Origin of the sequence: Thomasclavelia saccharogumia DSM 17460 (assembly GCF_000686665.1) — a bacterium.
Lineage (GTDB): Bacteria > Bacillota_I > Bacilli_A > Erysipelotrichales > Coprobacillaceae > Thomasclavelia > Thomasclavelia saccharogumia.
The window spans coordinates 1-25,827 of record NZ_JMLH01000016.1 but is presented as its reverse complement, the minus strand read 5'-3'; the positions used below and the strand labels follow the sequence as shown (position 1 = coordinate 25,827).

Genomic DNA, 25,827 nt, shown 5'->3' with positions numbered 1-25,827 from the left:
ATTATGGAAAACGATAAATTAGTTATTAAAGGCGCCAGAGAAAATAATTTAAAAAATATTAATATTGAAATACCGAAAAATAAATTAGTTATTATGACAGGGTTATCAGGTTCGGGTAAAACTTCTTTGGCATTTGATACTATTTATGCAGAGGGACAGCGACGTTATGTAGAATCATTAAGTGCATATGCGAGACAATTTTTAGGAAATATGGAAAAACCAGATGTCGATAGTATTGAAGGATTATCACCAGCTATTGCTATTGATCAAAAAACGACTTCAAATAATCCCCGTTCTACAGTTGGAACTGTTACGGAGATATTTGATTATTTGAGATTGTTGTATGCTCGAATTGGTAAAGCTTATTGCCCTCAGCATGGTACTATAATTGAATCGCAAACGATTAAACAAATGGCAGATACTATTGATAAATATCCTGATGGCAGTAAATTGCAAGTATTAGCTCGATTGGTAAAAAATCAAAAGGGTACATTTAAGGATTTATTTGAAGATTTATTGAAAGATGGGTATATTAGAGTTCAGGTTGATGGTGAAGTTAAACTGTTAGATGAAGATATTGATTTAGATAAGAATAAGAAGCATAATATTGATGTAGTAATTGATCGAATTGTAAAAAAAGAAGGTTTTCGTAGTCGTTTGATTGATTCATTAGAAGTTGGGTTAAAACTTACTGGTGGTGAAGTAATTGTTTCTAATTTAAGTGATGGCAGTGAAGCACTGTTTTCGGAACATCTAGCATGTCCAATTTGTGGTTTTAGTGTTCCAAAATTAGAACCACGATTATTTTCATTTAATAATCCATTAGGTGCTTGTCCTGATTGTCGAGGATTAGGGATCAAAAATGAAGTAGATGATGATTTGTTGATTCCTGATTGGAATTTGAGTATTAATCAAGGGGGATTGCGTTATTTTAAAACTTCAGTAGGAACTGATAGGGTTGAATGGCAAAGATTTTTAGTTTTGTGTAAAACATATAAGATTGATTTAGATAAGCCATTAAAAGACTTCACTAAAAAAGAATTAAAGATTATTTTAGATGGTTCAGATAAACCAATCTCATATCAAATTGTTTCTAGTAGTGGTAATGTATCAAAAACAACTAAACCTATTGAGGGTGTAAAAACTTTAATAAAAAGAAGATTTGAAGAAACTACTTCATCTTGGTCAAAAGAGTGGTATGCTTCATTTATGGCTGAACATACATGTCCTACTTGTAAAGGAAGAAGATTAAATGATCAGGTATTAAGTGTTCGCGTTGGCGGTTTGAATATTAGTGAATTTACTGATATGTCGATAAAAAAAGCATTACAATTTGTTGATGAACTTAAACTTAGTGAATATGAAGAAAAAATTGCTCATTTAGTCCTAAAAGAAATAAAGGATCGTTTAGGTTTTTTAAATGATGTGGGACTAGGTTATTTAACTTTGTCAAGAAAGGCGGGTGGTCTTTCTGGTGGCGAAGCACAACGAATCAGACTGGCAACGCAAATTGGTTCAAGATTGACCGGAGTATTATATGTATTAGATGAACCTTCAATTGGATTACATCAACGTGATAATGATAAATTGATTGCGACCTTACAAAATATTCGTGATCTAGGTAATAGTGTTTTAGTTGTTGAACATGATGAAGATACAATGCGCGCAAGTGATTTTATCGTTGATATTGGACCAGGTGCTGGCGTTCATGGGGGACAGGTCATTGTGGCTGGAACCCCTGAAGAAGTAATGAATTGTAAGACGTCAATTACAGGACAATACTTATCAGGACGCTTGAAAATAGATGTTCCTAAAAAACGGCGTAAAGGCAATGGTAACTTTATTCAAATCAAAGGGGCCCAAGAAAATAATTTAAAAAATATCAATGTTAAATTTCCTCTTGGCTGTATGTCTGTAGTAACAGGTGTTTCTGGTAGTGGTAAGAGTACTTTAGTTAACGAAATCATGGGTAAAGCAATGCGTGCAAAAATATATCACGCTAAAGAAAAACCAGGTAAACATAAAGCAATTTTAGGTTTAGAAAATATTGATAAAGTTATCGAAGTAAGCCAAGATCCAATTGGAAGAACGCCACGTTCTAATCCAGTTACTTATACAGGAGTCTTTGATGATATTCGAGATTTGTTTGCACAAACAAATGAAGCTAAAATGCGCGGCTATGATAAAGGACGTTTCAGTTTCAATGTCAAAGGAGGACGTTGTGAAGCTTGTCAAGGTGATGGTTTAAAACGTATCTCAATGCATTTTTTACCTGATGTATATGTCCCATGTGAACAATGCGGAGGAAAAAGATATAATGAAGAAACTTTACAAGTAACTTATAAAGGGAAAAATATTTATGATGTTTTAGAAATGACGATCGAAGATGCCGTAGAATTTTTTGGAAATCTGCCTAAGATAAAAGCTAAATTACAGACTTTACAAGATGTTGGTTTAGGATATATTAAATTAGGACAAAGTGCTACTACTTTATCTGGCGGGGAAGCTCAAAGAGTTAAATTGGCGAGCGAATTACAAAAAAAAGCGACGGGCAAAACGGTATATATTCTTGATGAACCAACAACAGGATTACATAGCAACGATGTTTCAAGATTGATCGATGTATTACAGAGAATTGTTGATCAAGGAGATTCAGTTATTATAATCGAGCATAATTTGGATGTTATTAAAGTAGCTGATTATATTGTTGATTTAGGACCTGAAGGCGGCGATGGTGGTGGAACAGTTGTAGTAGCGGGCACACCAGAAAAAGTTGCTAAATGTGAAGAGAGTTATACTGGAAGTTTTTTAAAGAGAATGTTGTAGGGAGGATGTAAGAATGCCAAAATCAATTACAGTTGGTGAAATATTAAATAAGGAGCATTATGTTCAAGTTACTGGTAATGAAAAAGCTTTAGAAAGACCGATCTATGTTGCTGAAATAAATCGACCAGGATTTGAATTAGCTGGTTTTTTTAAGCATAGTGATTTTCGGAGAATAATTATTTTCGGTGATAAAGAATCAGCTTTTATTAATGAAATGTCTGAAGAAAGACAGCGTGAAATTTTTCCTTTTTTAATTAATGAAGAGGTTCCTTGCATTATTATTGCTAAAGGAAATGAATGCCCACCTATCTTAATAGATATTGCAAAACAAAAAGATTTTCCAATATTTGTAACTGAAGCAGCGACTGGAAGAGTATCAATTGAATTAACTAACAAACTTGACGAAGCTTTAGCTCCCGAAACTTTGATACATGGAGTGTTTTTAAACATTTATGGAAAAGGAGTTATTATTAAAGGTGATAGTGGTATTGGAAAATCAGAAATTGCTTTAGAATTACTTAAAAGAGGACATTTATTAGTGGCAGATGATGCTGTTGAATTATATCATTTAGGACAAAATATTGTAGGTAAAGCCCCAGAAGTATTAGCTAATTTATTAGAGATTCGTGGTATTGGAGTTATTGATGTTTCGAAGATGTTTGGAATTAGCTCGATTTTAGATAAAGATACTGTTGATTTAATAATCCAGTTAGACCGTTGGGTTCCATCTCGTGAATATACTCGAGTGGGTGTTGAAGAAAATGACTCAACAGAAGAAATTTTAGGGGTAAAGATTCCTAAAATTGTTGTTCCAGTATCAAGTGGACGTAGTATGTCAGTAATTATTGAAGCTGCTGTAATGAACATGCGCTTACGCGAATACGGCGTAGATTCTAGTAAAGAATTTGTTGATCGGATTTTAAAAAATATTAATAAGAATAAGGAGTAAAATATGACGTTTTTTCCTGATGGCAAAACATTTGTTCAAATTGGTTCTTTTTCAATTGCCTGGTATGCAGTTTGCATTATTGCAGGTGCCCTTATTGCTTATAAAATAGGCCAATACAATTTTAAAAAAATGGGTTTTGATAAAGAAATTTTATCTGATTACTTCTATGGTTTAATGATTACTGGTATAATTGGAGCAAGAATTTGGTACGTAATATTCATGTGGAATGAATTATATGCAAATGATCCTCTTGAAATTATAATGTTTAGACATGGCGGACTTGCAATTCAAGGGGGGATATTAGCGGGATTGATATTTAGCTGGTGGTATTTTAAGAGACATAAAATTGAATTTTTAATTGCTGGTGATGCAATTATGCCAGGCGTATTAATTGCTCAGGCTTTAGGACGCTGGGGAAATTTTTTTAACCAGGAAGCATTTGGTAGTGCTGTAAGTTTAGATTTTTTAAAATCGTTACATCTTCCGGAGTTTATTATCAATGGTATGTATATCAACGGGCAGTATTATCATCCAACTTTTTTATATGAATCTATCGCAAATATAATTGGTTTTTTTGTTATTTATTTTTTGATACGAAAAATTCAGACTAAACAAGGAGAACAGTTTTTTAGTTACTTTATTTGGTATGGATTCTTTAGATTCTTTATCGAAGGATTAAGAACAGATAGTTTGTACTTTATGGGATTAAAAACAGCTCAATTAGTCTCTATTGTTTTTGTATTAGTTGGTCTTGCAGGTTATGTATATTGTAAAAGAAATGGAAAACCAGCAATAAAAGCATGACAAAATATAATTGATAGGATCATGGCTGATCAACTATGATTTTCTATCAATTTTTATTTTAAGTTATAAAAATAAGTTAAAAAATTTGGCTTTAATTGGTTGACATTAAGAGGATATGGTGATTATTATAGTTATAATGGCTTTGTGAAGATGTTTTTTAAGCAATAATATCTAGAATGGGGGATAGTATGAAAACGAGAATATTTAGTATTTTGCAAAGAATAGGTCGTAGTTTTATGCTTCCAATTGCAGTATTACCAATTGCCGGATTATTTTCAGGAATAGGAAGTTCATTAACTAATGAGACGACAATTGCTTCATTACATTTAGAAGCAATTTTAGGAAAAGGAACTTTTTTGAATAATTTTTTAATAATTTTAACTAAAGTTGGTAGTGGTATTTTTAATAATTTACCATTAATATTTGCAGCGGCAGTTGCTTTAGGAATGGCAAAGAAAGCTAAAGAGGTAGCGGTTCTTTCTGCAATTATTGCTTTTTTTGTAATGCATACGACAATAAATGGGATGTTGACATTAAACGAAATCATTCTTGATAATCAAATCATTGATTCCACTGTTTTAGATGGGACAATAACGTCAGTTTGCGGTATGCTTTCACTAGAAATGGGTGTTTTTGGCGGAATTATTGTTGGGTTAGGAGTTAGCTTTTTACATAATAGGTTCTATGATATAGAATTTCCTAGTGTACTGTCTTTTTTTGAAGGTGAACGATTTATTCCCATCATTTCAACAATAGTTTTTTTGTTCGTTGGGATCCTTATGTTTTATCTATGGCCATTTATTCAAAGCTCTATATACGTTTTAGGAAAGTTTGTTTCTACATCTGGATACTTCGGGACTTTTATATACGGTGTTATTAAACGACTTTTAGTTCCTTTTGGGTTACATCATGTTTTTTATCTACCATTTTGGCAAACGGCTATAGGTGGATCGATGGTAGTTGATGGGGTTTTAGTACATGGTGGTCAAAATATTTTCTTTGCGCAGTTAGCGGATCCTAATACTGTTCATTTTAGCAGTGAAGCAACTAAATATTTTACTGGTGAATTTATATTTATGATATTTGGTTTACCAGGAGCTGCATTGGCGATGTATCATTGTGCAAAGCCGGAATCTAAAAAAGCGATAGGAAGTTTATTATTATCAGCCACTTTGACTAGTGTTTTAACTGGAATCACCGAACCGATAGAATTTTCATTCTTATTTGCAGCTCCTCTACTTTTTGGAGTTCAGGTGCTTTTAGCAGGAAGTGCTTATATGATAGCACATATGTTTGATATTGCGATTGGTCTAACTTTTTCCGGAGGATTAATTGATTTTATTACTTTTGGTGTCCTCCAGGGAAATAGCAAAACAAATTGGATGTTAATAATTCCAATTGGAATTATATATTTTTTATTATATTATTTTAGTTTTAAATATTTGATCAAGAAATATGATTTAAAAACCCCTGGTAGAGATGACAATGATAAATTATCTATTTTTAAGAAATATAAAATTGGTGATAATAAACCTATAAATAATGTTGAAATTGATAAACAATCACAACTTATTGTTAGGGGGTTAGGAGGAAGAGATAATTTTGCAGAGATAGATTGTTGTATTACTAGATTACGAGCTACGATCGTAGATAGTGAAAAATTGAATGAGGGTTTGTTGAAACAATCAGGTGCTGCAGCGATAGTTGTACAAGGTAAGGGAATCCAGATAATATATGGACCTAAAGCCTCATCAATAAAGAGTAAATTAGACGAGTATTTATTAAATGTACCAGTTGAATTAGATGATTATCAACAAGAAATAGTGTATAATCAGTCATGTATAGAATTGGGCAATATTGTAGATGGTGAGGTTTTGCCGATAGAAGACTCTTGTGATCAAATTTTTTCACATAAACTTTTAGGTGATGGTGTAATGATCAAACCTTCTCATGGCTTGATCGTTGCTCCTTGTGATGGTGTTGTAACAATGGTATACCCAACCAAACATGCTATTGGATTAAGATTAGATAATGGATGTGAATTACTTTTACATTTTGGAACAGATACAGTAAAATTAAATGGTGTTGGATTTGAAGTTCTTGTTAAATTAAATCAAAGAGTAAAAAAGGGGGATTTGTTATGGAATGCAGATTTAGAATATATTAAGTCAAATTCAACGAACGAAAATATCTTGTTGGTAATTACAAAAATGGAAGGTAATTATAATATTGAAAAAAAATATGGTGAAATAAAAAGAGGGGTTACTATTTTAAAGATAAGTTATTAATTAAGAGAGGGAAGAGAAATATGTATAAGGTCATAAAGGTATTGAATAATAATACTATTTTAGCTACTAATGGAAGTGAAGAGGCTATTATAATGTATAAAGGTATTGGTTTTGCAAAAAAAGTAAATGAGCATTTTGAGATACCCAGAAACGCAAAGAAGTATCTTATGCAAAAAGGATTTAATGCCAAGAAAAAATCTGACGAGATAATGGAATATATTGATCCGATTTTTCTAGAAGTAGCCTCTGAAATAATAAAGCTTGCAGTTCAAAAGTTTGAGAAAGTTAATAACGATATTTTATTACCTTTAGCAGATCATATTTATTTTGCAATAAAAAGAATGGAAGAAAATATTATGCCATCAAATCCATTTATTAACGATATAAGATTGTTATTTCCAGATGAATATGAAGTGGCATTAGAAGGCAAAGAGGTAATTAAAAAGTATACATCTAAAGTAATTAATGATGATGAAGTGGGATTTATAACTTTGCATATTCATTCAGCAGTTTCGTCTAATCAAGTGGCCGAATCAATGGAAGCAATGCGAGTTATCCATGAAGGAATTGTCAAATTACAAAAAGATTTGAATATTGTAATAGATGTTCAGTCAATATCATATGTACGATTAATGAATCATATTAAATTTTTGATTTTAAGAGTTAATTCTGATGAAAAACTTCAAATGGATATAAGTGAATTTACCAAAGATAAATTTCCTTTTGCGTATGAACAAGCTTGTAATATGTGTGATGCTTTATCCAAAGTGCTAAAAAAAGAATTACCAGATACAGAAGTTGGGTATTTAGCGTTACATTTAGAAAGAATATTATCAGGTATTTATTAATATTTAGATGTTTATGATAGAATATGAATAATTTATCTGCTAAAAATAAAATTATTAGTGATAAAATTTAAGTTTAACAGCATGTTTTTATTAATGATGGAAATCAATTCTTGACAGAGTGTAATTATAAATGATATTATTATTACATAAATTGAATACTTTATAGTGTGTAACTGTTAAGCAGGCATTAACTATTTTTTAAGGGAGGTTTTTTGACGTTTTATATAAATAATAAAAATAACAATCTCTCTAGAATAGTTTTTGTCTGCTTTTTTTACATTACTAAGTATTTAAAAGAAAGGGAGGAAAAATATAATGGTAGGAATTATTCTTGCTAGTCATGGGGACTTCGCTACTGGAATTATGCAATCAGGATCTATGATTTTCGGTGAACAAGCGAATGTCAAAGCTGTAACGCTACAACCAAGTGAAGGACCAAATGACCTTAGAGCAAAAATGGAAAAAGCAATTGCCACTTTTGATAATCAAGATGAAGTATTATTCTTGGTTGACTTATGGGGTGGAACACCATTTAATCAAGCTAATGGTTTGATTGATGGACATGAAGACAAATGGGCAATCGTAACAGGTTTAAATTTACCAATGTTGATTGAGACATATGCTTCACGCTTATCTATGGAAACTGCTCATGAAATTGCTACGCATATTACAAGTGTAGCTAGAGAAGGAGTTAAAACTCGTCCAGAATCATTAGAACCTGAAAAACCAAAAGCTGCGCCTGCAGCAAGTGGACAAGCACAAGGTGCTATTCCAGAAGGAACTGTAATTGGTGATGGAAAAATTAAATATGTTTTGGCACGTATTGATACTCGTTTATTACATGGACAAGTTGCTACAACTTGGACAAAAATGACACAGCCAAATCGTATTATCGTCGTATCAGATTCTGTAGCGCATGATGATTTACGTAAGAAGATGATCGAACAAGCAGCGCCACCAGGAGTTAAAGCTCATGTTGTACCTGTTGACAAAATGATTAAGGTTGCTAAAGATCCGCGTTTTGGAAATACGAAAGCAATGTTATTATTTGAAACACCTCAAGATGCATTACGTGCAATTGAAGGAGGAGTAGAGATCAAAGAATTAAATATTGGTTCTATGGCTCACTCAATCGGAAAAGTTGTTGTTAATAAAGCAATTGCAATGGGTAAAGATGATGTAAAAACAATTGAGAAGATCAAAGCTAAAGGAGTCACTTTCAATGTACGTAAAGTACCAACTGATTCAAATGAAAATATTGACACACTTCTTAAAAAAGCAAAAGCTGAATTAGCAAATACTTAAAAATTGAATAACAGGAGGGTTTATAATGAATATTATTACAATAATTTTAATTATTATAATTGCCCTATTGGCTGGTATGGAAGGAGTATTGGATGAGTTCCAATTCCATCAACCAATAGTGGCGTGTACTTTAATTGGTTTAGTAAGTGGACACTTAACTGAAGGGGTTATGTTAGGTGGATCACTTCAAATGATAGCTCTAGGATGGGCTAACGTTGGTGCCGCAGTTGCACCAGATGCTGCATTAGCTTCTGTAGCATCAGCTATTATCATGGTATTAGGTTTACAAGGTGGAGATACTAATGTACAAACTGCTATTTCTACTGCAATTGCAGTTGCTATTCCACTATCAGTAGCTGGTTTATTCTTAACAATGGTATGTCGTACTATTGCAATTCCTATGGTTCACTTTATGGATGCTGCTGCTGAAAGAGGAGATATGCGTGCAATCGATATGTGGCAAATTTTAGCAATTTTATTACAAGGTATTCGTATTGCTATTCCTGCTGCATTATTATGTGTAGTTCCAGCTGAAACTGTAACTAATGCTTTAAATCAAATGCCAGAATGGTTATCAGGTGGTATGACTGTTGGTGGAGGAATGGTTGCTGCTGTAGGTTATGCAATGGTAATCAACATGATGTCTACTAAAGAAACTTGGCCATTCTTCGCTTTAGGTTTCGTATTAGCAGCAATTAATGAATTAACATTAATTGCATTAGGAGCAATTGGTGTTGCTTTAGCACTTATTTATTTAGGATTAAAAGAAAATGGTGGATCTAACGGAGGCGGAACTGGTACCGGTGATCCATTAGGTGATATTTTAAATGATTATTAAAATCTTGAAGGAGGAAAGAAACAATGGCAGAAAAAATTAAATTATCAAAAAAAGATCGTATGTCAGTTGCTTGGCGTCATCAGTTCCTTCAAGGTTCTTGGAACTATGAACGTATGCAAAATGGTGGTTGGTGTTATTCAATTATTCCAGCTATCAAAAAATTATATCCAAATAAAGATGATCGTATTGCAGCATTAAAGAGACACATGGAATTCTACAATACACATCCATATGTATCAGCTCCAGTTATGGGGGTTACATTAGCACTAGAAGAAGAACGTGCTAATGGTATTGAAATCAATGACCAAGCTATTCAAGGGGTTAAAGTTGGTATGATGGGACCTCTTGCAGGGGTTGGGGATCCAGTATTCTGGTTCACTCTTCGTCCAATTTTAGGAGCTTTAGGTGCTTCTCTTGCATTAAGTGGAAATATTATTGGACCATTATTATTCTTCTTTGCATGGAATATTATTCGTATCGCTTTCTTATGGTATACACAAGAATTTGGATACAAAGTTGGTACTTCAATTGCACAAGATTTATCAGGTGGTTTAATTGGAAAAGTTACTCAGGGTGCATCAATTCTTGGTATGTTTATTATCGGTGCATTAGTTGAACGTTGGGTAAGTATTTCATTTACACCAATCGTTTCTACTGTAACACAATCTGAAGGTGCTTACATTGATTGGAGTCAAATAGAAGGAACAGCTGAAGGTATTAAATCAGCATTAGAACAATATAGTTCTTTAGGAGCTACAGGTTTAAATGTTGAAAAAGTTACAACATTACAACAAAACTTAGATCAGCTTATTCCTGGATTAGCAGCTTTATTATTAACTCTATTATGCTGCTGGTTATTAAAGAAAAAAGTTTCACCAATCGTTATTATCATCGCATTATTTGTTGTAGGTATTCTTGCTCGTCTTGGTGGAATAATGTAATATATAAAATAGCTTGATAAAAATAAACTGTAGAGGAGAAAAAAAATGGTACAATCTTTAAATACCAAGGTAGATTTTACGATTAAAGCAACTTCATATTTAGGACTTGCAAATTATGGTAAAATTATGATAGGAGATAAGGCATTTGAATTTTACAACGAAAAAAATGTTAGAGATTATATCCAAATTCCATGGGAAGAAGTTAATTATGTGATGGCTTCAGTTATGTTTAAAGGTAAATGGATTCCTCGATTTGCAGTTGCTACGAAAAGTAATGGTAATTTTATATTTTCATCTCGTGATAATAAAGCATTATTACGAGCGGTCAATAAATATATTGCCTCAGAAAATTTAGTTCGTTCATTAAGCTTTTTTCAAGTTATTAAACGTGGAATCAAAGCACTCTTTACTAGAAAAAAACATAAATAGACTCTGAATCCAGAGTCTATTTATTTATAATAAAGCATAATAATATAACTATTATAAAAGTTGTGTTATACTATAAAAAATTTCAATAAATAATATCCAATGATTAATATATGTATATTTGAGGGTATCATAAATTTGGATTAAAATAATTATTTTATTATAGAAGGAGTGTGTTAAAATGATTGATTTAATAATTGTTGGAGCTGGTCCGGCAGGATTAAGTGCTTGTTTATATGCTTCACGAGCTGGTTTAGAAGTTTTGGTGTTAGATGCTGGAGCTCCTGGAGGAAAATTGAATGTTAGTGCTGAAATTGAAAATTGGCCTGGTCAAAAAAAGAAAACAGGACCTGAATTAGCTTATGAAATGTATGAACACGCCTTGTCTTTTGGAGGAAGACAAGAATATGGTGAAGTAGTAAAAATCGTTGATCATCAAAATTATAAAGAAGTTATTACAACTGATAAAACATATCAATCTAAAACTGTTCTAATTGCAACAGGGACGAAGGAAAGAAAAATGGGAATACCTTTAGAAAACGAATTGACAGGACATGGTGTTTCTTATTGTGCTGTTTGTGATGGACCCTTTTTCAAAGGTGATGATGTAGCGGTTATTGGAGGCGGTAATTCAGCCTTAGAAGAAGCTATCTATCTAACAAAGTTTGCCAATAGAGTTCATTTGATTGTTCGTCGTGATGTTTTTCGCGCAGATAAGATTATTCAAAATCATATTTTTAGCAATGATAAAGTTGAAATCCATTTTTTAAAGAAACCGCATCATTTAATTGCTAAAGATAATAAAGTTGACAAATTGGTATTAGAAGATAGTAAGACAGGTGAACTTAGTGAATTGGCAGTAAAAGCAGTTTTTCCATTTGTTGGATTAGATCCAGTTACTGAATTTATAAGCGATTTAGGAATTACAGATAATAATGGCTATATTATTACTGACGAAACAATGCAAACTAAAATAATGGGTCTTTATGCAGCTGGAGATGTTAGAAAAAAAATATTGCGGCAGGTTGTTACAGCGACCAATGATGGGGCTATTGCTGGACAGCAAATTGCCAATTATATTGAATCAATTGATTAAATATCCAGATACTGGATATTTTTATTTTGTTTGATAATTTATTCTAGAAAGATATTGCTAATAATTCTATAATAAAATACGAAAAATAAATTAAAAATTTAAGTAAATTGTTTAATGTGTTAAATGTTGGAAAATATTCTTACAAAACTTCTATCTACAAATTAAAAGCCTTTCTCGTTATGATAATAATTAAGGGAGGCGGTGCAGGGAGGAATAAAAATGATAAATGGGAGAATGCTGAGAATTATACATTATCTTTACAACGAAAAAGATACGACTTTTAAAGATGTTTCTAAAGTATTAGATATCAAAGAAAGATTAATTCGATATGATATTGAAAAAATAAATGATTTTTTAGAAATGCAAAAATTACCAATGATTCAAAAATTACCCAAAGGACGGCTGTTATTTCCAGACACATTATCATTAAACGATTTTGAACAGGGTGATGAATTTATTTATACTCAAGATAATCGAATATCATTGATCTTGTTACTCTTACTTTTAGATCCTCAACAAGTTAAATTAAATAAACTTTCTTCAGAACTTCAGGTTTCTAGATCAACATTAAAAAATGATTTAGACTTACTAGAAACTCAATTATTGAAAAAACATATTAATATTCAATATAATCAATACTTTAAATTGATTGGGAATGAAATTAATATTACTAATTTAATGATTGAAGAGTTTGAAAAATATGTAGATTTAGTTGCAGGGAATAAAGTATTAATTAATGCATTTGAAGCGAAAATCCTAGAAATTATTAATAAATCTTTTAATTTTATTAGTTTGAAAGATGTTGTGAAATGGATAGATGAGCTGTTAGATAGTATGCAATTTTTATTAACAGATCAACTATATAAATGGTATGTAGCTAATGTTCTAATCTTATTGTTTCATATCATAAATAATAAAACATATCCTTTAGAAAAAACAAATATAAATCCCGTTGAATTAACGATTTTTGATGCATCAATAAATGAGTTAGAAAATATTATACAAAAAAAATTGACATTAAAAGAACAGCAAAGTCTAGTACAACTACTAAATTATACTAACAAATATGGTAAATATGAACAATCTATGGATGTCATCCAGGTGGAAACAATAACCAAACAATTTATTTTACTTATGTCAGAAAAAATTGATTTGCCATTTGAAAAAGATGAAATTCTTTTTGAAGGATTAATGAATCATATGTCTGCTTTGATTACTAGATTAAAACAAGGAATAAAGCTGAATGACAATATCACTTCTATTCTATCAAATAGTGATATCAAGGTATTTGAAATAGTTTTATCAGTAACTAAGGAAATTGAATTACTTGATCAAATTAATAATGATACAGAAATTACTTATCTAGCAATTCATTTTATTGCTAGTATGAAAAGAATAAAAGATAATGAGTATAAACATATTTTATTAGTGTGTGGATTTGGTTATGGAACATCGACGATGTTAAAAGAAACATTAATGAATGAGTTTCAAGTAACAATAGTAGATATTATACCTACATATAGAATAAATAGTTATCAAAAATGGAATGATATTGATTATGTCGTTTCTACTTCTCCAGTCAAATTACCAGTTGATATTGAGTTGATTTGTGTTAATCCTATTTTAACCCAACAAGATTTTATTAATATGAGGAATAAAGGAATACCAAGAAAAACAACTCTTGCTCATTATTATTCAATTAATCAGCACCTAGACTTTTTAACAGATGATCAGCGTTTAAGAGTTCTTGATGTTATTCAAAAAGAGTTAGGAAATCAATTAGAAAAAAAGACCATAAAAAAAATAAATAAACTAAGTGATTTATTAATGTATGAAAATATGCGAATGGTAGATGAAAAAATGAGTTGGCAAGAATCTGTCAATGTTAGTACTGATATTTTGTTACAAAAAGGGCTTATCAACAAAAATTATGTTGATGAGATATTTGCAGGAATTGAAGATCTTGGTTTCTATTCTGTAACAGATGAAAGCTTTGCTTTATTACACGGTGAGAGTAACGAAGCAATCAAACAAAGTACAATGAGTCTGTTGATAAATAAACAGCCAATAAAATTCAAAGATAAGACAATTAAATTAGTATTTGTTTTAGCAAGTAAAGATAAAAAAGAACACATACCTGCTATAATAACGTGGGTAAGAATGATTACAAATACTGATGTTATAGCCCAATTAACTGAATGTGATGATTTGTATGAAGCATATCAGATATTATTGAACTGTGAAAGGAAGGTGATATAAAAGTGAGTTCAATTATTCAAAAAGAATGCATAGTTTTTGATATTGAAACATGTGATAAAAATGAAGCAATTTTAACATTGGTAAAAAGATTGAAGAGTCAAAAAAAAATTACAGGGGTAGATGATTTTTATCAAGATGTATTAAATCGAGAGAAAATTGCTCCAACAGCGATTGGGTATAAGATTGGTTTGCCACATGGAAGAACAAATAATGTAATTGAGCCGGCAGTTTGTTTTGGTAGATTAAATAATGAGATTGTTTGGAATGAAAAAACTAAGGAAGTTGCAAATATTGTTATATTAATTGCGGTTCCCAAAGATAATACTGAGAATTTACATATGCAAATATTATCAAAACTAGCACGTAAACTAATGCATGATGACTTCAGAAATCGATTGACAATCAGCGATAAAGATGAGGTTTACAAATTGTTATGTGAAGGGTTGGAGGTATAATAATGCAATTCAAAGAAAAAGTTTCAACAATCAAAAAACATTTATTAACCGGTACATCACATATGATACCGTTTATTGTTGCAGGAGGTGTTTTGTTTTCTTTGGCAGTTATGTTAAATCCTGAAGGAGCAGCAACACCAGGGACAGGATGGCTAGGAGATCTAGCCAAAATTGGGAATGCGGGATTAGAATTGTTTGTATCAGTATTAGGTGGATATATTGCATATTCGATTGCCGATAGACCAGGATTGGCACCAGGAATGATAGGTGCATATCTTGCTGATCAAATTGGGGCAGGTTTTTTAGGCGGAATAGTAGCGGGATTTATTGCTGGATATGTAGTAAAGGCATTAAAGAAAATAAAATTGCCAATTTCTTTAAAATCATTGGGATCGATTTTTTTATACCCATTATTTGGAACTTTGATTACTGGAGGAATTATTGTTTGGGTAATTGGTGTTCCTATTTCATTGCTTATGGATAGCTTAACTAATTGGTTAAATTCATTGAATCGTGCAGGGAAAATCCCATTAGCAGCTATATTAGGAGCTATGACAGCATTTGATATGGGTGGACCAGTCAATAAAGTAGCAACGCTGTTTGCACAAACACAGGTAGATACTTTACCATATTTAATGGGAGGTGTTGGTGTAGCTATTTGTACACCACCAATCGGAATGGGAATTGCAACATTATTGGCACCGAAAAAATATAATACTGAAGAAAAAGAAGCTGGGAAGGCAGCTATTATTATGGGTACTGTAGGGATTACAGAAGGAGCAATTCCCTTTGCTGCTAATGATCCATTACGAGTAATTCCTTCGATTGTAGTTGGGGCAGCCATCGGGAATATAATTCCTTTTTTGATGGGAGTACTGAATCATGCACCGTGGGGAGGATTAATAGTGTTACCTGTTGTCGAAGGACGCTTAGGATATATTTTGGGTATAGTAGTTGGATCTTTAATAACAGCATTGATGGTAAATTTTTTAAAGAAGGATAATAAAGATATAACAGATTATGATAAAGAAACTCAAGTAGAAGATGATTTAGATATTGAATTTACAGAGTTATAAAATTGGAGGTATAAAATGAAAGTTGTAGGTGTAACTGCATGTCCTTCTGGTGTAGCACATACTTATATGGCAGCCGAGGTATTAGTAATGGCAGGGAAAAAATTAGGAATCGAAGTAAAGATAGAGACGCAGGGAGGAGCAGGGGTAGAAAACAAGTTAACTGCTAAAGATATTCAAGAAGCAGTTTGCGTGGTTTTGGTTAATGATGTTGCAATTAAAGGGATAGAACGTTTTAAAGGCAAAAAAGTTGTCCAGATGGGTGTTTCTGATATCATAAAAAAAGCAGAGCCATTAATGGTAAAAATAAAAAAAACATTTAGTTGATAAGCGTTGCCTATTAATTTTTGTAAAAAAAGTTACAAATATTACAACTTTTATCTACATAATTATTGTGTTAAAGTTAATATGTAAAGAGTTATAAGAGAAGGAGGAAAATATGAAAGGAAAGAAGAAACAAATTTTTTCGTGTCTTGCAAGTGGATTGATTACTGTTTCAACTGTTATTAGTGCATGTCCAATTAATGTATTAGCAGTAGAAAAGAGAAATCAATTAACACAAGATGAGATTCTTTGGCACACTTCATTTAATGATGAACCAGGATTTTTAGAAAGTACGGTTGATGAAACAAAGGGTAGTGAAAATATCAAAGGTTTTGTACCAGCTGAAAAGATTAAAGGTGATATTACAACTTCAGTCGTACTTAGTACTGTTACTGGAAGTAATGATTTTAATGATGCTGAAAGAAAAATCAAGTTATTTGATAGTGACAGCGGAACTAAGTTTTTAACTAACGATAATGTTCCAAGTACTGAAAATCCAGTACATGTTGAATTTGCTTTTGATGAAGCAAAAACATTAGATCGCTATGCTTTAGTATCTGCTAACGATGCTCCAGATCGTGATCCTAAGACATGGACTTTCTATGGTTCAACTGATGGTGAAACATGGACAGTAATAGATCAACAAAGTGATCAAACATTTGAAAAACGTTACGAAACAAAAGAAATGATGATTTCTGATCCTGCAGCTTATCAATATTATAAAATTGAGATAACTGCAAATAAAGGTAACGGTCAAATGACACAATTTGCTGATTTATTATTAGGAACTGGACAAGAAAAAGAAGAAGTTCAAGAACCAACAATGGTTACTAAAATTTCAACAGGACCTACTGAAGCATGGAATCAAAAAGCTAATGCAGGTTGGGACGATGAATATGCTCTTGAAATTTCAGGAACACATTTAGGAACAGAGGCGGCACATTCATGGAATGTTTTATATAAGGATTTGAATATTACAATCGATGAAAATACTGCTTTAAGTTATTTAATTTTCCCAGGTTTAGTTGATAGTGAATATGATTATAACTGGACTCAAATGAATATGGCAGTAGATTTAAAATTTGCTGATGGAACATATTTAAGTGATGTAGGTATTGATGATACTAATGGAAATTTATTAACACCACAAGGACAAGGAGATTCACGTACATTATTAACTAATCAATGGAATAAAATTACTGCTCGCTTAGGAGAATATCCAAGTTTAAGAGGGAAAGTAATTACTGAGGTTTTAGTTGCTTATGATAACAAAGACAATAAAGCTGATGAAGATGTTGATTTTAAAAATTATTTAGATGATATCAAGATTTTTGAAGAAGCTTTAGAAGATTATGATGATGATAATTTAGCTGAATATGTAAATATTTTACGCGGAACGAATGATACAGCTAATTTCTCTCGTGGATTAACAGCACCTCTTGTAACAATGCCTCATGGCTTTAACTTCTGGGCACCAGTAACAAATAGTGGTGATAACAAGTTGTATACATATCAACAAAATGGAACAACAGGAACATTGAAACATATCACAGTAAGCCATGAACCAAGTTATTGGGTTGGAGATCGTGGAAACTGGGAATATATGGTTAATACAAGTATTGATCCTAATGGAACAGAATCAATTGGTGCTAGTGAAAGAGCAGCTGTTTTCTCACACGAAAACGAAACTGCAAAAGCACATTATTATGCAGTAGAATTTACTGAAGGAAATGCACAAGGCTCTAAACTAGAATTATCACCAACTGTACATGGTTCTGCTACTAAATTTACATTTACTGAAGATGCAACTTATCATAATGTAATTTTAGATACTGTTCGGGGAAGTGATAAAAAAGTCACTTTAAATGATGATAAAAAATCATTCACTGCTCAATCAAATCCAAATAGTAATGGTATGAAAACTATGTATGTATATGGTGAATTTGATACTGAGTGGACAACTGAACGCTATGGAAATAGTAATCAAAATTCCGCAATTCTAAACTTTGGTGATGCTGAAACTGTAGAAATGAGAGTTGCAACATCTTTCATCAGTTATGAACAAGCTAAAAAGAATTTAGAATTAGAAATGGACGGAAAAGATTATGATGATGTCTATAATGAAGCACGTGAAGAATGGAACGATAAATTAGATGTTATCACTGTTAAAGGTGCTACTCATGAACAAAAAGTAACTCTTTATTCAAATTTATATCGTATGTTTGCTTATCCAAACTTATTATCTGAAAATACCGGAACTAATGAAGATCCAGTATGGGAATATAAGAGTACGGTAAGTGATGAAGTAAAAGAGGGTGAATTATATTATAATAATGGTTTCTGGGATACATATCATACAACATGGGCTGGATACCAATTATTAACACCTTCTAAATATGAAGAAATGTTAAATGGTTTAGTTGAACATTACAATGACGGTGGCTGGGTTCCTAGATGGGTTGCTCCAGGTGGAACTAACTCAATGGTAGGAACTAGTTCAGATGTTATTTTCGGTGATGCAGCTGCTAAAGGTGCAGACTTCGAATTAGAAGATGCTTATAAAGCTTCATTAAAGAATGCAGCTGTTGCTAATGTTGAAAATCTTACTTTAGGTGGTAGAGCTGAATTAACAACTTCTATCTTTAGAGGATATACAACTAATTCAACTGGTGAAGGATTCTCATGGTCAATGGAAGGATATATCAATGACTATGGAATTTCACAAATGGCTCAAAGACTTGCTGATGAAGCATTAGAAGCAGGAGACAACGAAGCTGCTCAAACTTATCAAGATGAAGCAGATTATTATCGTAATAGAGCATTAAATTATGTAAAATTATTTGATGGATCATCAGATGATCCTACTGAAAAATGGTTTAAAGGTAAAAACGCTAGTGGTGAATGGACAAGTGGAGATAGTTTTGATCCAGTATTCTGGGGTGGAGACTACACTGAAACAGATGCATATAACATGACTGTTACAGTACCACAAGATGGAAATGGTTTAGCTAACTTATACGGTGGACCTGAAGCCCTAGGGGAAAGAATGGATACTATCTTTACAACAAAAGGAACTTACAATGGATATAATGCTGTTGATGGAGTTGGTGGTATTCATGAACAAAGAGAAGCACGTGAAGTTAAACTAGGACAATATGGTCATAGTAATCAACCATCACACGGAATTATCTATATGTATAATTACGCTAAACAGCCATGGAAAACACAAGCATTAGTTCGAGATGTATTACATAGATGTTATGTTGGTGCAGATTTTGGACAAGGTTATATAGGTGATGAAGATAATGGTGAAATGAGTGGATGGCAAGTATTATCATCATTAGGATTCTTCCCAGTAAATATGGGTAGTGGTGAATTTGCAATTGGTTCTCCATTATATGAAGAAGCAACGATTCATTTAGAAAGTGGTAAAACATTAACGATTAAAGCAAATAATAACAGTGATGATAATGTATATATTCAATCAATGACTGTTAATGGTGAAGCTTATAACTCAAGTTTTATTTCTTCAAAAACATTAACTGATGGTGGAGAAATCGTATTTAATATGGGATCTACACCTAATAAAGAATGGGGAATCGAAGGAGAAGGAACTTCACTTACTACTGGAACTGATATTCCTAATCCACAAGAAGATTTAACAGTTGCAAATATAAATGTTCAAGAAGAATTTAGCACAAATGTGAATAAAGACACTGTTGCTGGAAATGATATCACAGATATTACTAATTTATTCGATAATAATTCAAATAATGCAGCAACATTTACTGAAGATACTGACTTATATTATAGCTTTATTAGACCAGTTAAAGTTAATATGTTAACTTTAACATCTACAAAAGATCAACAAGCTGAAGCTCCAGATTCATTTGTATTATATGGTTCAAATGATGGAGAAACTTGGTCTGAACTTTCAAGTAGAGAAAATGTAGAATTTGAATGGGGTAGATATACTCGTCCATTTAGTAGTGATGGTACAAATGGATACCAATATTATAAATTATCACTAAAAGGTGGAACTACATTATCAGAAGTTGAATTAATTGGTTATACTAATGATTACTCATCTATTGATAAAGATTTATTAAGCAAAGTAATTGAATCTGCTAAAGCAGTAGATCAAACAAATTTAGGTGAAGCTGTTAAACAATTGATAAATGATGGTATTGCAGCAGCACAAGCGGTAGTTGATGACCCTGATGCTACTCAAGATGAAATCGTAGCTCAATATACAGCTTTACAAAATATTTTAAATCGTATTTCAAATATTAGAGATGGTTTAGCAAAAATTGAAGCTGAAACATATGATACAAGTCATAGCAGTATTGTAAATGATGGACCTAACATTGGTGGCGTTAAAAAGGATACATGGGTTGGATATAGAGATGTAGACTTTACAGTTGCACCAAATCAGTTAGAAGTAAGATATTCTGTTCAAAATAGTGATGGATGTCAAAAAGGTGAAATCGAAGTTCGCTTAGATTCTAGAGATGGTGATGCTCTATTTACAGTAGATACTACTCATACTGGCGGATGGAGTAATTATGTAACAACAACAGTAGATATTCCAGAAGATGTACAAGAACAATTTGTAGGATTACATGATGTATACTTTACATTTGTAGGAAATGATTCTGTTGATGCAAACAAAGCATATGTTGCTAATGTTGATTACTTTGATTTCAGTAAGATCTTGACTCAAAATGTTACAGTTGAAGGAGAAGGTTCTCTAGTAACAAGTGACTTTGATGTTGAGTATGGTGAAAACTTTACATTAGAAGTAGCACCAAATGATGGTTATAAAACTGTAGCTGTGACAGTAGATGGTGAACCAGTTGCTGACTTTGTTCCTGGAACAAATACAATCGTTTTAGAAAATGTTGATAAAGCACATGATATTGTAGTAATTTTCGGTGAAGATAAAGATTATGATATCAGTTTAAGCGATAATTTAGGTGACAATGCAAAAGTCGAATTTACTGATAGTGAAGGTAATGTAATTGATTCATCAAAAGCAGGAAAAGTTGTAACTATCAATATTTCAGATATTAGTAGTAAAAAAGTATTAACAGATGTTAAAGTAAATGGAACTTCAATTACTGTAAGTGCGACAGATAATGGTTATACTGGTACATTTGTAATGCCAGATGACGTTGTTGAAGTAGAAGTTGTTTTAATTGATAAAGCTAATAAGACAGCATTGGCTATAGCTATTGATATGGCAGAAACTGCCGATTTAGAAAATGTTGTACCAGCTGTAGTAACTGAATTCAATGAAGCATTAGAAAATGCTAAAGCAGTATACAGTAATGAAAAAGCTACACAAGTTGAAGTAAATAACGCCTTTGATCGACTAGCAAATGCAATGCAGATGTTAGAATTCTATCAAGGTGATAAAACAGCATTACAAAAACAAGTAGATCAAATCAATGGATTAGATGAAAGTAAATATTTCGAATCAACATGGAATGCAATGTTGCCAGTATTAGAAAAAGCAAATGATGTATTAGCAGATGAAAATGCAATGCAGGATGAAGTCGATGAAGTATATACAGAATTAGTAAAAGCTTTCTTAGACTTAAGATTAAAACCAAATAAAGACTTATTAAATGACCTAATTAATAAAGCCCAAGGTTTGAATGCTGCTAGTTATACAGCTGAATCATGGAATGTATTGCAAGAAACATTAAATAATGTACAGGCAGTGTTAGATAATCCAGAAGCAACAGAAGCAGAAGTTGCTAACGCGCAAGCAGCAATGGAAACAGCTATAGCAGGATTAGAAGTAAAATCATCTTTACCTGCTGAAGTAATTAAACCAAATGTTTCAACAAGTGTTGATGGTGGAAAAGAAAGTGCAATTAAGACAGGAGATACTGTAAACTTTGTATATCCAGTTGCTGGATTAGCTCTTGCTTCAGCTATACTAGTTGCAAATAAAAAAAGAAAAGAATCTAATTAATAATTGAAAAGTTTTCTCTCACAATAAATAAAAAGCTATCATTCAGTTATAAGTATTTATAACATGAAGATAGCTTTTTATATTAAAATTTGTAATATTTTAAAGAATAACATGATGGTTTAAATTATAAATCAGTAATATCTTGTAAAAATTATGGATAAAAAAATAAAAAATCTTAAAAATTAGCATTTACTAATTGACAGAAAGCGCTTTCTGGCGTATAGTTAATAGTGTAAAAGATATATGTAGTGTGTAACTGGTTAGGCAGGCATTAGCTATACAAAAAATTATAAAAACTTGTTTTTATAATTAGTATTGCTGATGTCTTTTTTTGTGAAAAAGCGCGCGTTCATTATAAAAGACAGTTATAACTATTTATGTCTTATTGAAGAAGAGGAGAGAGAAAATATATGAAGAAAACTAGTAAACGAATATTGGCTACTTCAATGTCGATGGCGCTTGCTGTGACTAGTGCAGTACCAGCATTTGCAAAAAGTATCGATGGCAGTGTTTCTGCACGTGAAGAAAAAAATGCTGAACTTTCAATGAACCTTGCAACTCAAGGGATGGTCTTATTAGAAAATGAAAATAATGTACTTCCAATGGCTAAAAGTGGAAATGTGGCATTATTTGGTAAAGGAGCTGTTGAAACTGTAAAAGGTGGTACAGGTTCTGGTGATGTCAATCAGCGTTCTGTAGTAACTGTATGGGACGGATTTAAAAATGCTGGATATAATGTTACTTCTGAAAGCTGGTTAAGTGAATACGAAACATATTATGATGAAAACGGTGGAAATAGTGGCGGAATGTGGGGTGCTCCATTTGTAGATGAAACAGAAATCACAGATGCCCAAATCGAAGAAGCTAAAGTTAATGGAACAAATACTGTAGTTTATGTAATCGCACGTAATTCTGGTGAAGGTAGTGATAGAACAAATACAGCTGGAGACTACCAATTATCAGAAATTGAAAGAGCTAACTTAGAAAAAGTAGCAGCAAATTTTGAAAATACTATCGTTGTATTGAATGTTGGTGGAATTATTGATACAAAATTCTTTAATGAAATTGAAGGATTAGACTCATTATTCTTAATGTCACAAGCAGGAATGCGCGGTGGCGATGCAGTTGTCAAAGTACTTAATGGTGAAGTTACACCATCTGGTAAATTAACAGATACTTGGGCAGTAGATTATGAAGACTATCCATCATCTGAAACATTTAGTAGTAATGATGATAATATAACACAAGAAGATTATACAGATGATATTTATGTAGGATATCGTTACTTTGATACATTTAATGTAACACCAGCATATGAATTTGGATATGGTTTATCATATACAGATTTCAATCTAGATGTAACAGATGTAACAGTAGATGCTGAAAACGTAACAGTAGATGTAAGAGTAACAAATGTTGGAACAGAATATTCAGGAAAAGAAGTAGTTGAAGTATATTTCTCAGCTCCTGATGGAGAATTAGAAAAACCATACCAGGAATTAGCAGCATATGAAAAAACAGATGAGCTAAAACCTGGAGAATCACAAACATTAACATTAACATATAAAACAACAGAGATGTCTTCATACTCAGAAGACAGAGCAGCTTATATTATGGAAGCTGGAGATTATGTAGTAAGAGTTGGAAACAGCTCAAGAAATACAAGTGTAGCTGGAGTAATCACATTGGATACAACAGCAACAACAGAACAATTAAGCAATCAAATGGTGCAGGATGAAGAAATTGATCTTTTATCAAATGATGGTGTAGCACCATATACATATGCGGGAGAGGCAGAAGAGATTGCAGGTGCAGAAAGATTTACAATAAGTGCATCAGATATCACAACAGAAAACAATGCATCAGAATATGATGATGAAAGTGTAACAACATATGTATTTGAAGATAGTGATTATGAAGCAGTAGATCAAGAAGCAAATCCACGATATACAAAAGAACCAAGTGGAAATAACACAACACCAAGTCAGTTAATCGAACCATACGAAGAAAATATCGTAGTAGTAGAAAAAACGATGGAAAATCCAACATTACTTGATGTATACCAAGGTAATGTAAGTATGGAAGAATTCCTAGCAAGTCTAAGTGTTGAAGAAATGTCATATATCGTAGAAGGAATTGGTTGGGGTGGAAGTAGTACACCAATCATCGGGGCTCAAAGTAACTCAGTACAAGGAGCAGCAGGTGAAACAACAGGTAGATATTATGAAACAAGAACAATTCCAAATATCGTATTAGCTGATGGTCCAGCAGGAATCCGTATTACACAAAGTTATGAAGAAGATGGAACAACATATTATCAATATTGTACAGCATTCCCAATCGGAACATTAATTGCTCAAAGCTGGGATAAAGATGTTGCAGAAGAATTTGGTACTGCAATTGGAGAAGAAATGGTAGAAATGGGAGTAACAATGTGGTTAGCTCCAGGAATGAACATTCATAGAAATCCATTATGTGGACGTAACTTTGAATATTATTCAGAAGATCCATTAGTAGCTGGAGTAACAGCAGCATCAACAACAATGGGTGTACAAAGCCATGAAGGTATCGGTGTAACAATCAAACACTATGCTGGAAATAACCAAGAAAATAATCGTAATGCAGTAAACAATACAATTAGTGAAAGAGCATTAAGAGAAATCTATTTAAAAGGATTTGAAATTGCAGTAGAAACATCAAATCCAATGGGAATCATGACATCTTATAACTTAAATAATGGAATGCCAGCAGCAGATGATTATGATCTATGTACAGATTTAGCAAGAGGAGAATGGGGATTCAACGGATTGATCATGACAGACTGGGGTGGAGGACAATCAACACCAGTAAACTCAATGCATGCCGGAAATGACTTGATCATGCCAGGTGGATCATCAGCATCAATTGCAGCAACAACAGGAGTAACACTTCCATTAGGAGATTTACAAAAAGCAACACGCAATGTATTGAATGTAATCATGGATTCAACACAATTCAAGAAAATCGGAGCAGAAAATGGTGTAGAAGTAGAAATCGGAGCATTCACACAACATGCCGGATTAGATGAATACTTAAGTTCAGCAAAATCAGAAGTATCAACAGTAAATAAAGTAGCATTATCAATTGCAGTAGAAGTTGCAAATAATGTAAGTGAAGAAGAATTAGCACAAGTAGTACCAGCAGTAGCAAATGAATTCAATGCAGCATTAGCAGAAGCAGAAGCATTATTAGCAGATGCTACAGCAACACAAGAAGCAGTAGATGCATCATTTGATCGATTAGCAACAGCAATTCAAATGTTAAGTTTCATCAAGGGAGATAAAGCAGACTTACGCTCATTAGTAAGTATGGTTGAAGGAAAAGATGAAACATTGTATACAGAAGCAACATGGGCAGTATTTGCAGAAAAATT

At 32.3% G+C, this 25,827-nt stretch carries 16 protein-coding genes; all 16 read left to right on the top strand.

Going from position 1 to position 25,827, the window contains the following annotated elements; genetic code table 11:
- Window positions 1-3: 3 nt before the first annotated feature.
- Entirely contained in the window at window positions 4-2,826 is a 2,823-nt protein-coding gene (gene uvrA / locus BR82_RS0105215; RefSeq protein ID WP_027089331.1) for an excinuclease ABC subunit UvrA, read from the top strand.
- 13 nt (window positions 2,827-2,839) lie between these two features.
- Complete coding sequence (hprK, locus tag BR82_RS0105210) at window positions 2,840-3,775, top strand: HPr(Ser) kinase/phosphatase (protein ID WP_027089330.1); 936 nt, start codon at window positions 2,840-2,842, stop codon at window positions 3,773-3,775.
- A gap of 3 nt (window positions 3,776-3,778) precedes the next feature.
- On the top strand, window positions 3,779-4,579 hold the full coding sequence (gene lgt / locus BR82_RS0105205) for a prolipoprotein diacylglyceryl transferase (protein WP_027089329.1): 801 nt from the start codon (window positions 3,779-3,781) through the stop codon (window positions 4,577-4,579).
- Window positions 4,580-4,767: 188 nt separating this feature from the next.
- The gene (locus BR82_RS0105200) at window positions 4,768-6,867 is read left to right on the top strand and encodes a PTS sugar transporter subunit IIABC (protein ID WP_084300702.1); all 2,100 of its coding nucleotides are present in this window, start codon (window positions 4,768-4,770) and stop codon (window positions 6,865-6,867) included.
- A gap of 20 nt (window positions 6,868-6,887) precedes the next feature.
- Window positions 6,888-7,715 (top strand): PRD domain-containing protein, encoded by an 828-nt coding sequence (locus BR82_RS0105195; RefSeq protein WP_027089327.1) that lies wholly within the window; start codon window positions 6,888-6,890, stop codon window positions 7,713-7,715.
- A gap of 315 nt (window positions 7,716-8,030) precedes the next feature.
- The gene (locus BR82_RS0105190) at window positions 8,031-9,020 is read left to right on the top strand and encodes a mannose/fructose/sorbose PTS transporter subunit IIA (protein ID WP_027089326.1); all 990 of its coding nucleotides are present in this window, start codon (window positions 8,031-8,033) and stop codon (window positions 9,018-9,020) included.
- A gap of 25 nt (window positions 9,021-9,045) precedes the next feature.
- Window positions 9,046-9,858 (top strand): PTS mannose/fructose/sorbose transporter subunit IIC, encoded by an 813-nt coding sequence (locus tag BR82_RS0105185; RefSeq protein WP_027089325.1) that lies wholly within the window; start codon window positions 9,046-9,048, stop codon window positions 9,856-9,858.
- A gap of 23 nt (window positions 9,859-9,881) precedes the next feature.
- Entirely contained in the window at window positions 9,882-10,799 is a 918-nt protein-coding gene (locus tag BR82_RS0105180) for a PTS system mannose/fructose/sorbose family transporter subunit IID (protein ID WP_027089324.1), read from the top strand.
- 45 nt (window positions 10,800-10,844) lie between these two features.
- A complete protein-coding gene (locus BR82_RS0105175) occupies window positions 10,845-11,228 on the top strand; it encodes a DUF956 family protein (protein ID WP_027089323.1) in 384 nt (127 codons plus the stop codon).
- A 178-nt stretch (window positions 11,229-11,406) separates the two neighbouring features.
- Entirely contained in the window at window positions 11,407-12,321 is a 915-nt protein-coding gene (trxB, locus tag BR82_RS0105170) for a thioredoxin-disulfide reductase (protein ID WP_027089322.1), read from the top strand.
- Between the two features lie 219 nt (window positions 12,322-12,540).
- On the top strand, window positions 12,541-14,580 hold the full coding sequence (locus BR82_RS0105165; protein ID WP_027089321.1) for a BglG family transcription antiterminator: 2,040 nt from the start codon (window positions 12,541-12,543) through the stop codon (window positions 14,578-14,580).
- 2 nt (window positions 14,581-14,582) lie between these two features.
- Window positions 14,583-15,035, top strand: coding sequence for a PTS sugar transporter subunit IIA (locus tag BR82_RS0105160; protein WP_027089320.1), 453 nt, complete (start codon window positions 14,583-14,585; stop codon window positions 15,033-15,035).
- Between the two features lie 2 nt (window positions 15,036-15,037).
- Window positions 15,038-16,111 (top strand): PTS fructose transporter subunit EIIC, encoded by a 1,074-nt coding sequence (locus BR82_RS0105155; protein ID WP_027089319.1) that lies wholly within the window; start codon window positions 15,038-15,040, stop codon window positions 16,109-16,111.
- A gap of 15 nt (window positions 16,112-16,126) precedes the next feature.
- Window positions 16,127-16,435: a PTS fructose-like transporter subunit IIB gene (locus BR82_RS0105150; protein WP_027089318.1), complete on the top strand. Its 309-nt coding sequence runs from the start codon at window positions 16,127-16,129 to the stop codon at window positions 16,433-16,435.
- A 112-nt stretch (window positions 16,436-16,547) separates the two neighbouring features.
- A complete protein-coding gene (locus BR82_RS15155) occupies window positions 16,548-22,415 on the top strand; it encodes a GH92 family glycosyl hydrolase (RefSeq protein WP_051592745.1) in 5,868 nt (1,955 codons plus the stop codon).
- A 410-nt stretch (window positions 22,416-22,825) separates the two neighbouring features.
- The coding region (locus BR82_RS15150; protein WP_147590212.1) for a glycoside hydrolase family 3 protein at window positions 22,826-25,827 on the top strand (3,002 nt) is incomplete at its 3' end.

Bases quoted from the DNA above. Each gene is read 5' to 3' on its own strand.
- uvrA (WP_027089331.1), top strand. From the start codon at position 4: ATGGAAAACGATAAATTAGTTATTAAAGGCGCCAGAGAAAATAATTTA.
- hprK (WP_027089330.1), top strand. From the start codon at position 2,840: ATGCCAAAATCAATTACAGTTGGTGAAATATTAAATAAGGAGCATTAT.
- lgt (WP_027089329.1), top strand. From the start codon at position 3,779: ATGACGTTTTTTCCTGATGGCAAAACATTTGTTCAAATTGGTTCTTTT.
- BR82_RS0105200 (WP_084300702.1), top strand. From the start codon at position 4,768: ATGAAAACGAGAATATTTAGTATTTTGCAAAGAATAGGTCGTAGTTTT.
- BR82_RS0105195 (WP_027089327.1), top strand. From the start codon at position 6,888: ATGTATAAGGTCATAAAGGTATTGAATAATAATACTATTTTAGCTACT.
- BR82_RS0105190 (WP_027089326.1), top strand. From the start codon at position 8,031: ATGGTAGGAATTATTCTTGCTAGTCATGGGGACTTCGCTACTGGAATT.
- BR82_RS0105185 (WP_027089325.1), top strand. From the start codon at position 9,046: ATGAATATTATTACAATAATTTTAATTATTATAATTGCCCTATTGGCT.
- BR82_RS0105180 (WP_027089324.1), top strand. From the start codon at position 9,882: ATGGCAGAAAAAATTAAATTATCAAAAAAAGATCGTATGTCAGTTGCT.
- BR82_RS0105175 (WP_027089323.1), top strand. From the start codon at position 10,845: ATGGTACAATCTTTAAATACCAAGGTAGATTTTACGATTAAAGCAACT.
- trxB (WP_027089322.1), top strand. From the start codon at position 11,407: ATGATTGATTTAATAATTGTTGGAGCTGGTCCGGCAGGATTAAGTGCT.
- BR82_RS0105165 (WP_027089321.1), top strand. From the start codon at position 12,541: ATGATAAATGGGAGAATGCTGAGAATTATACATTATCTTTACAACGAA.
- BR82_RS0105155 (WP_027089319.1), top strand. From the start codon at position 15,038: ATGCAATTCAAAGAAAAAGTTTCAACAATCAAAAAACATTTATTAACC.
- BR82_RS0105150 (WP_027089318.1), top strand. From the start codon at position 16,127: ATGAAAGTTGTAGGTGTAACTGCATGTCCTTCTGGTGTAGCACATACT.
- BR82_RS15155 (WP_051592745.1), top strand. From the start codon at position 16,548: ATGAAAGGAAAGAAGAAACAAATTTTTTCGTGTCTTGCAAGTGGATTG.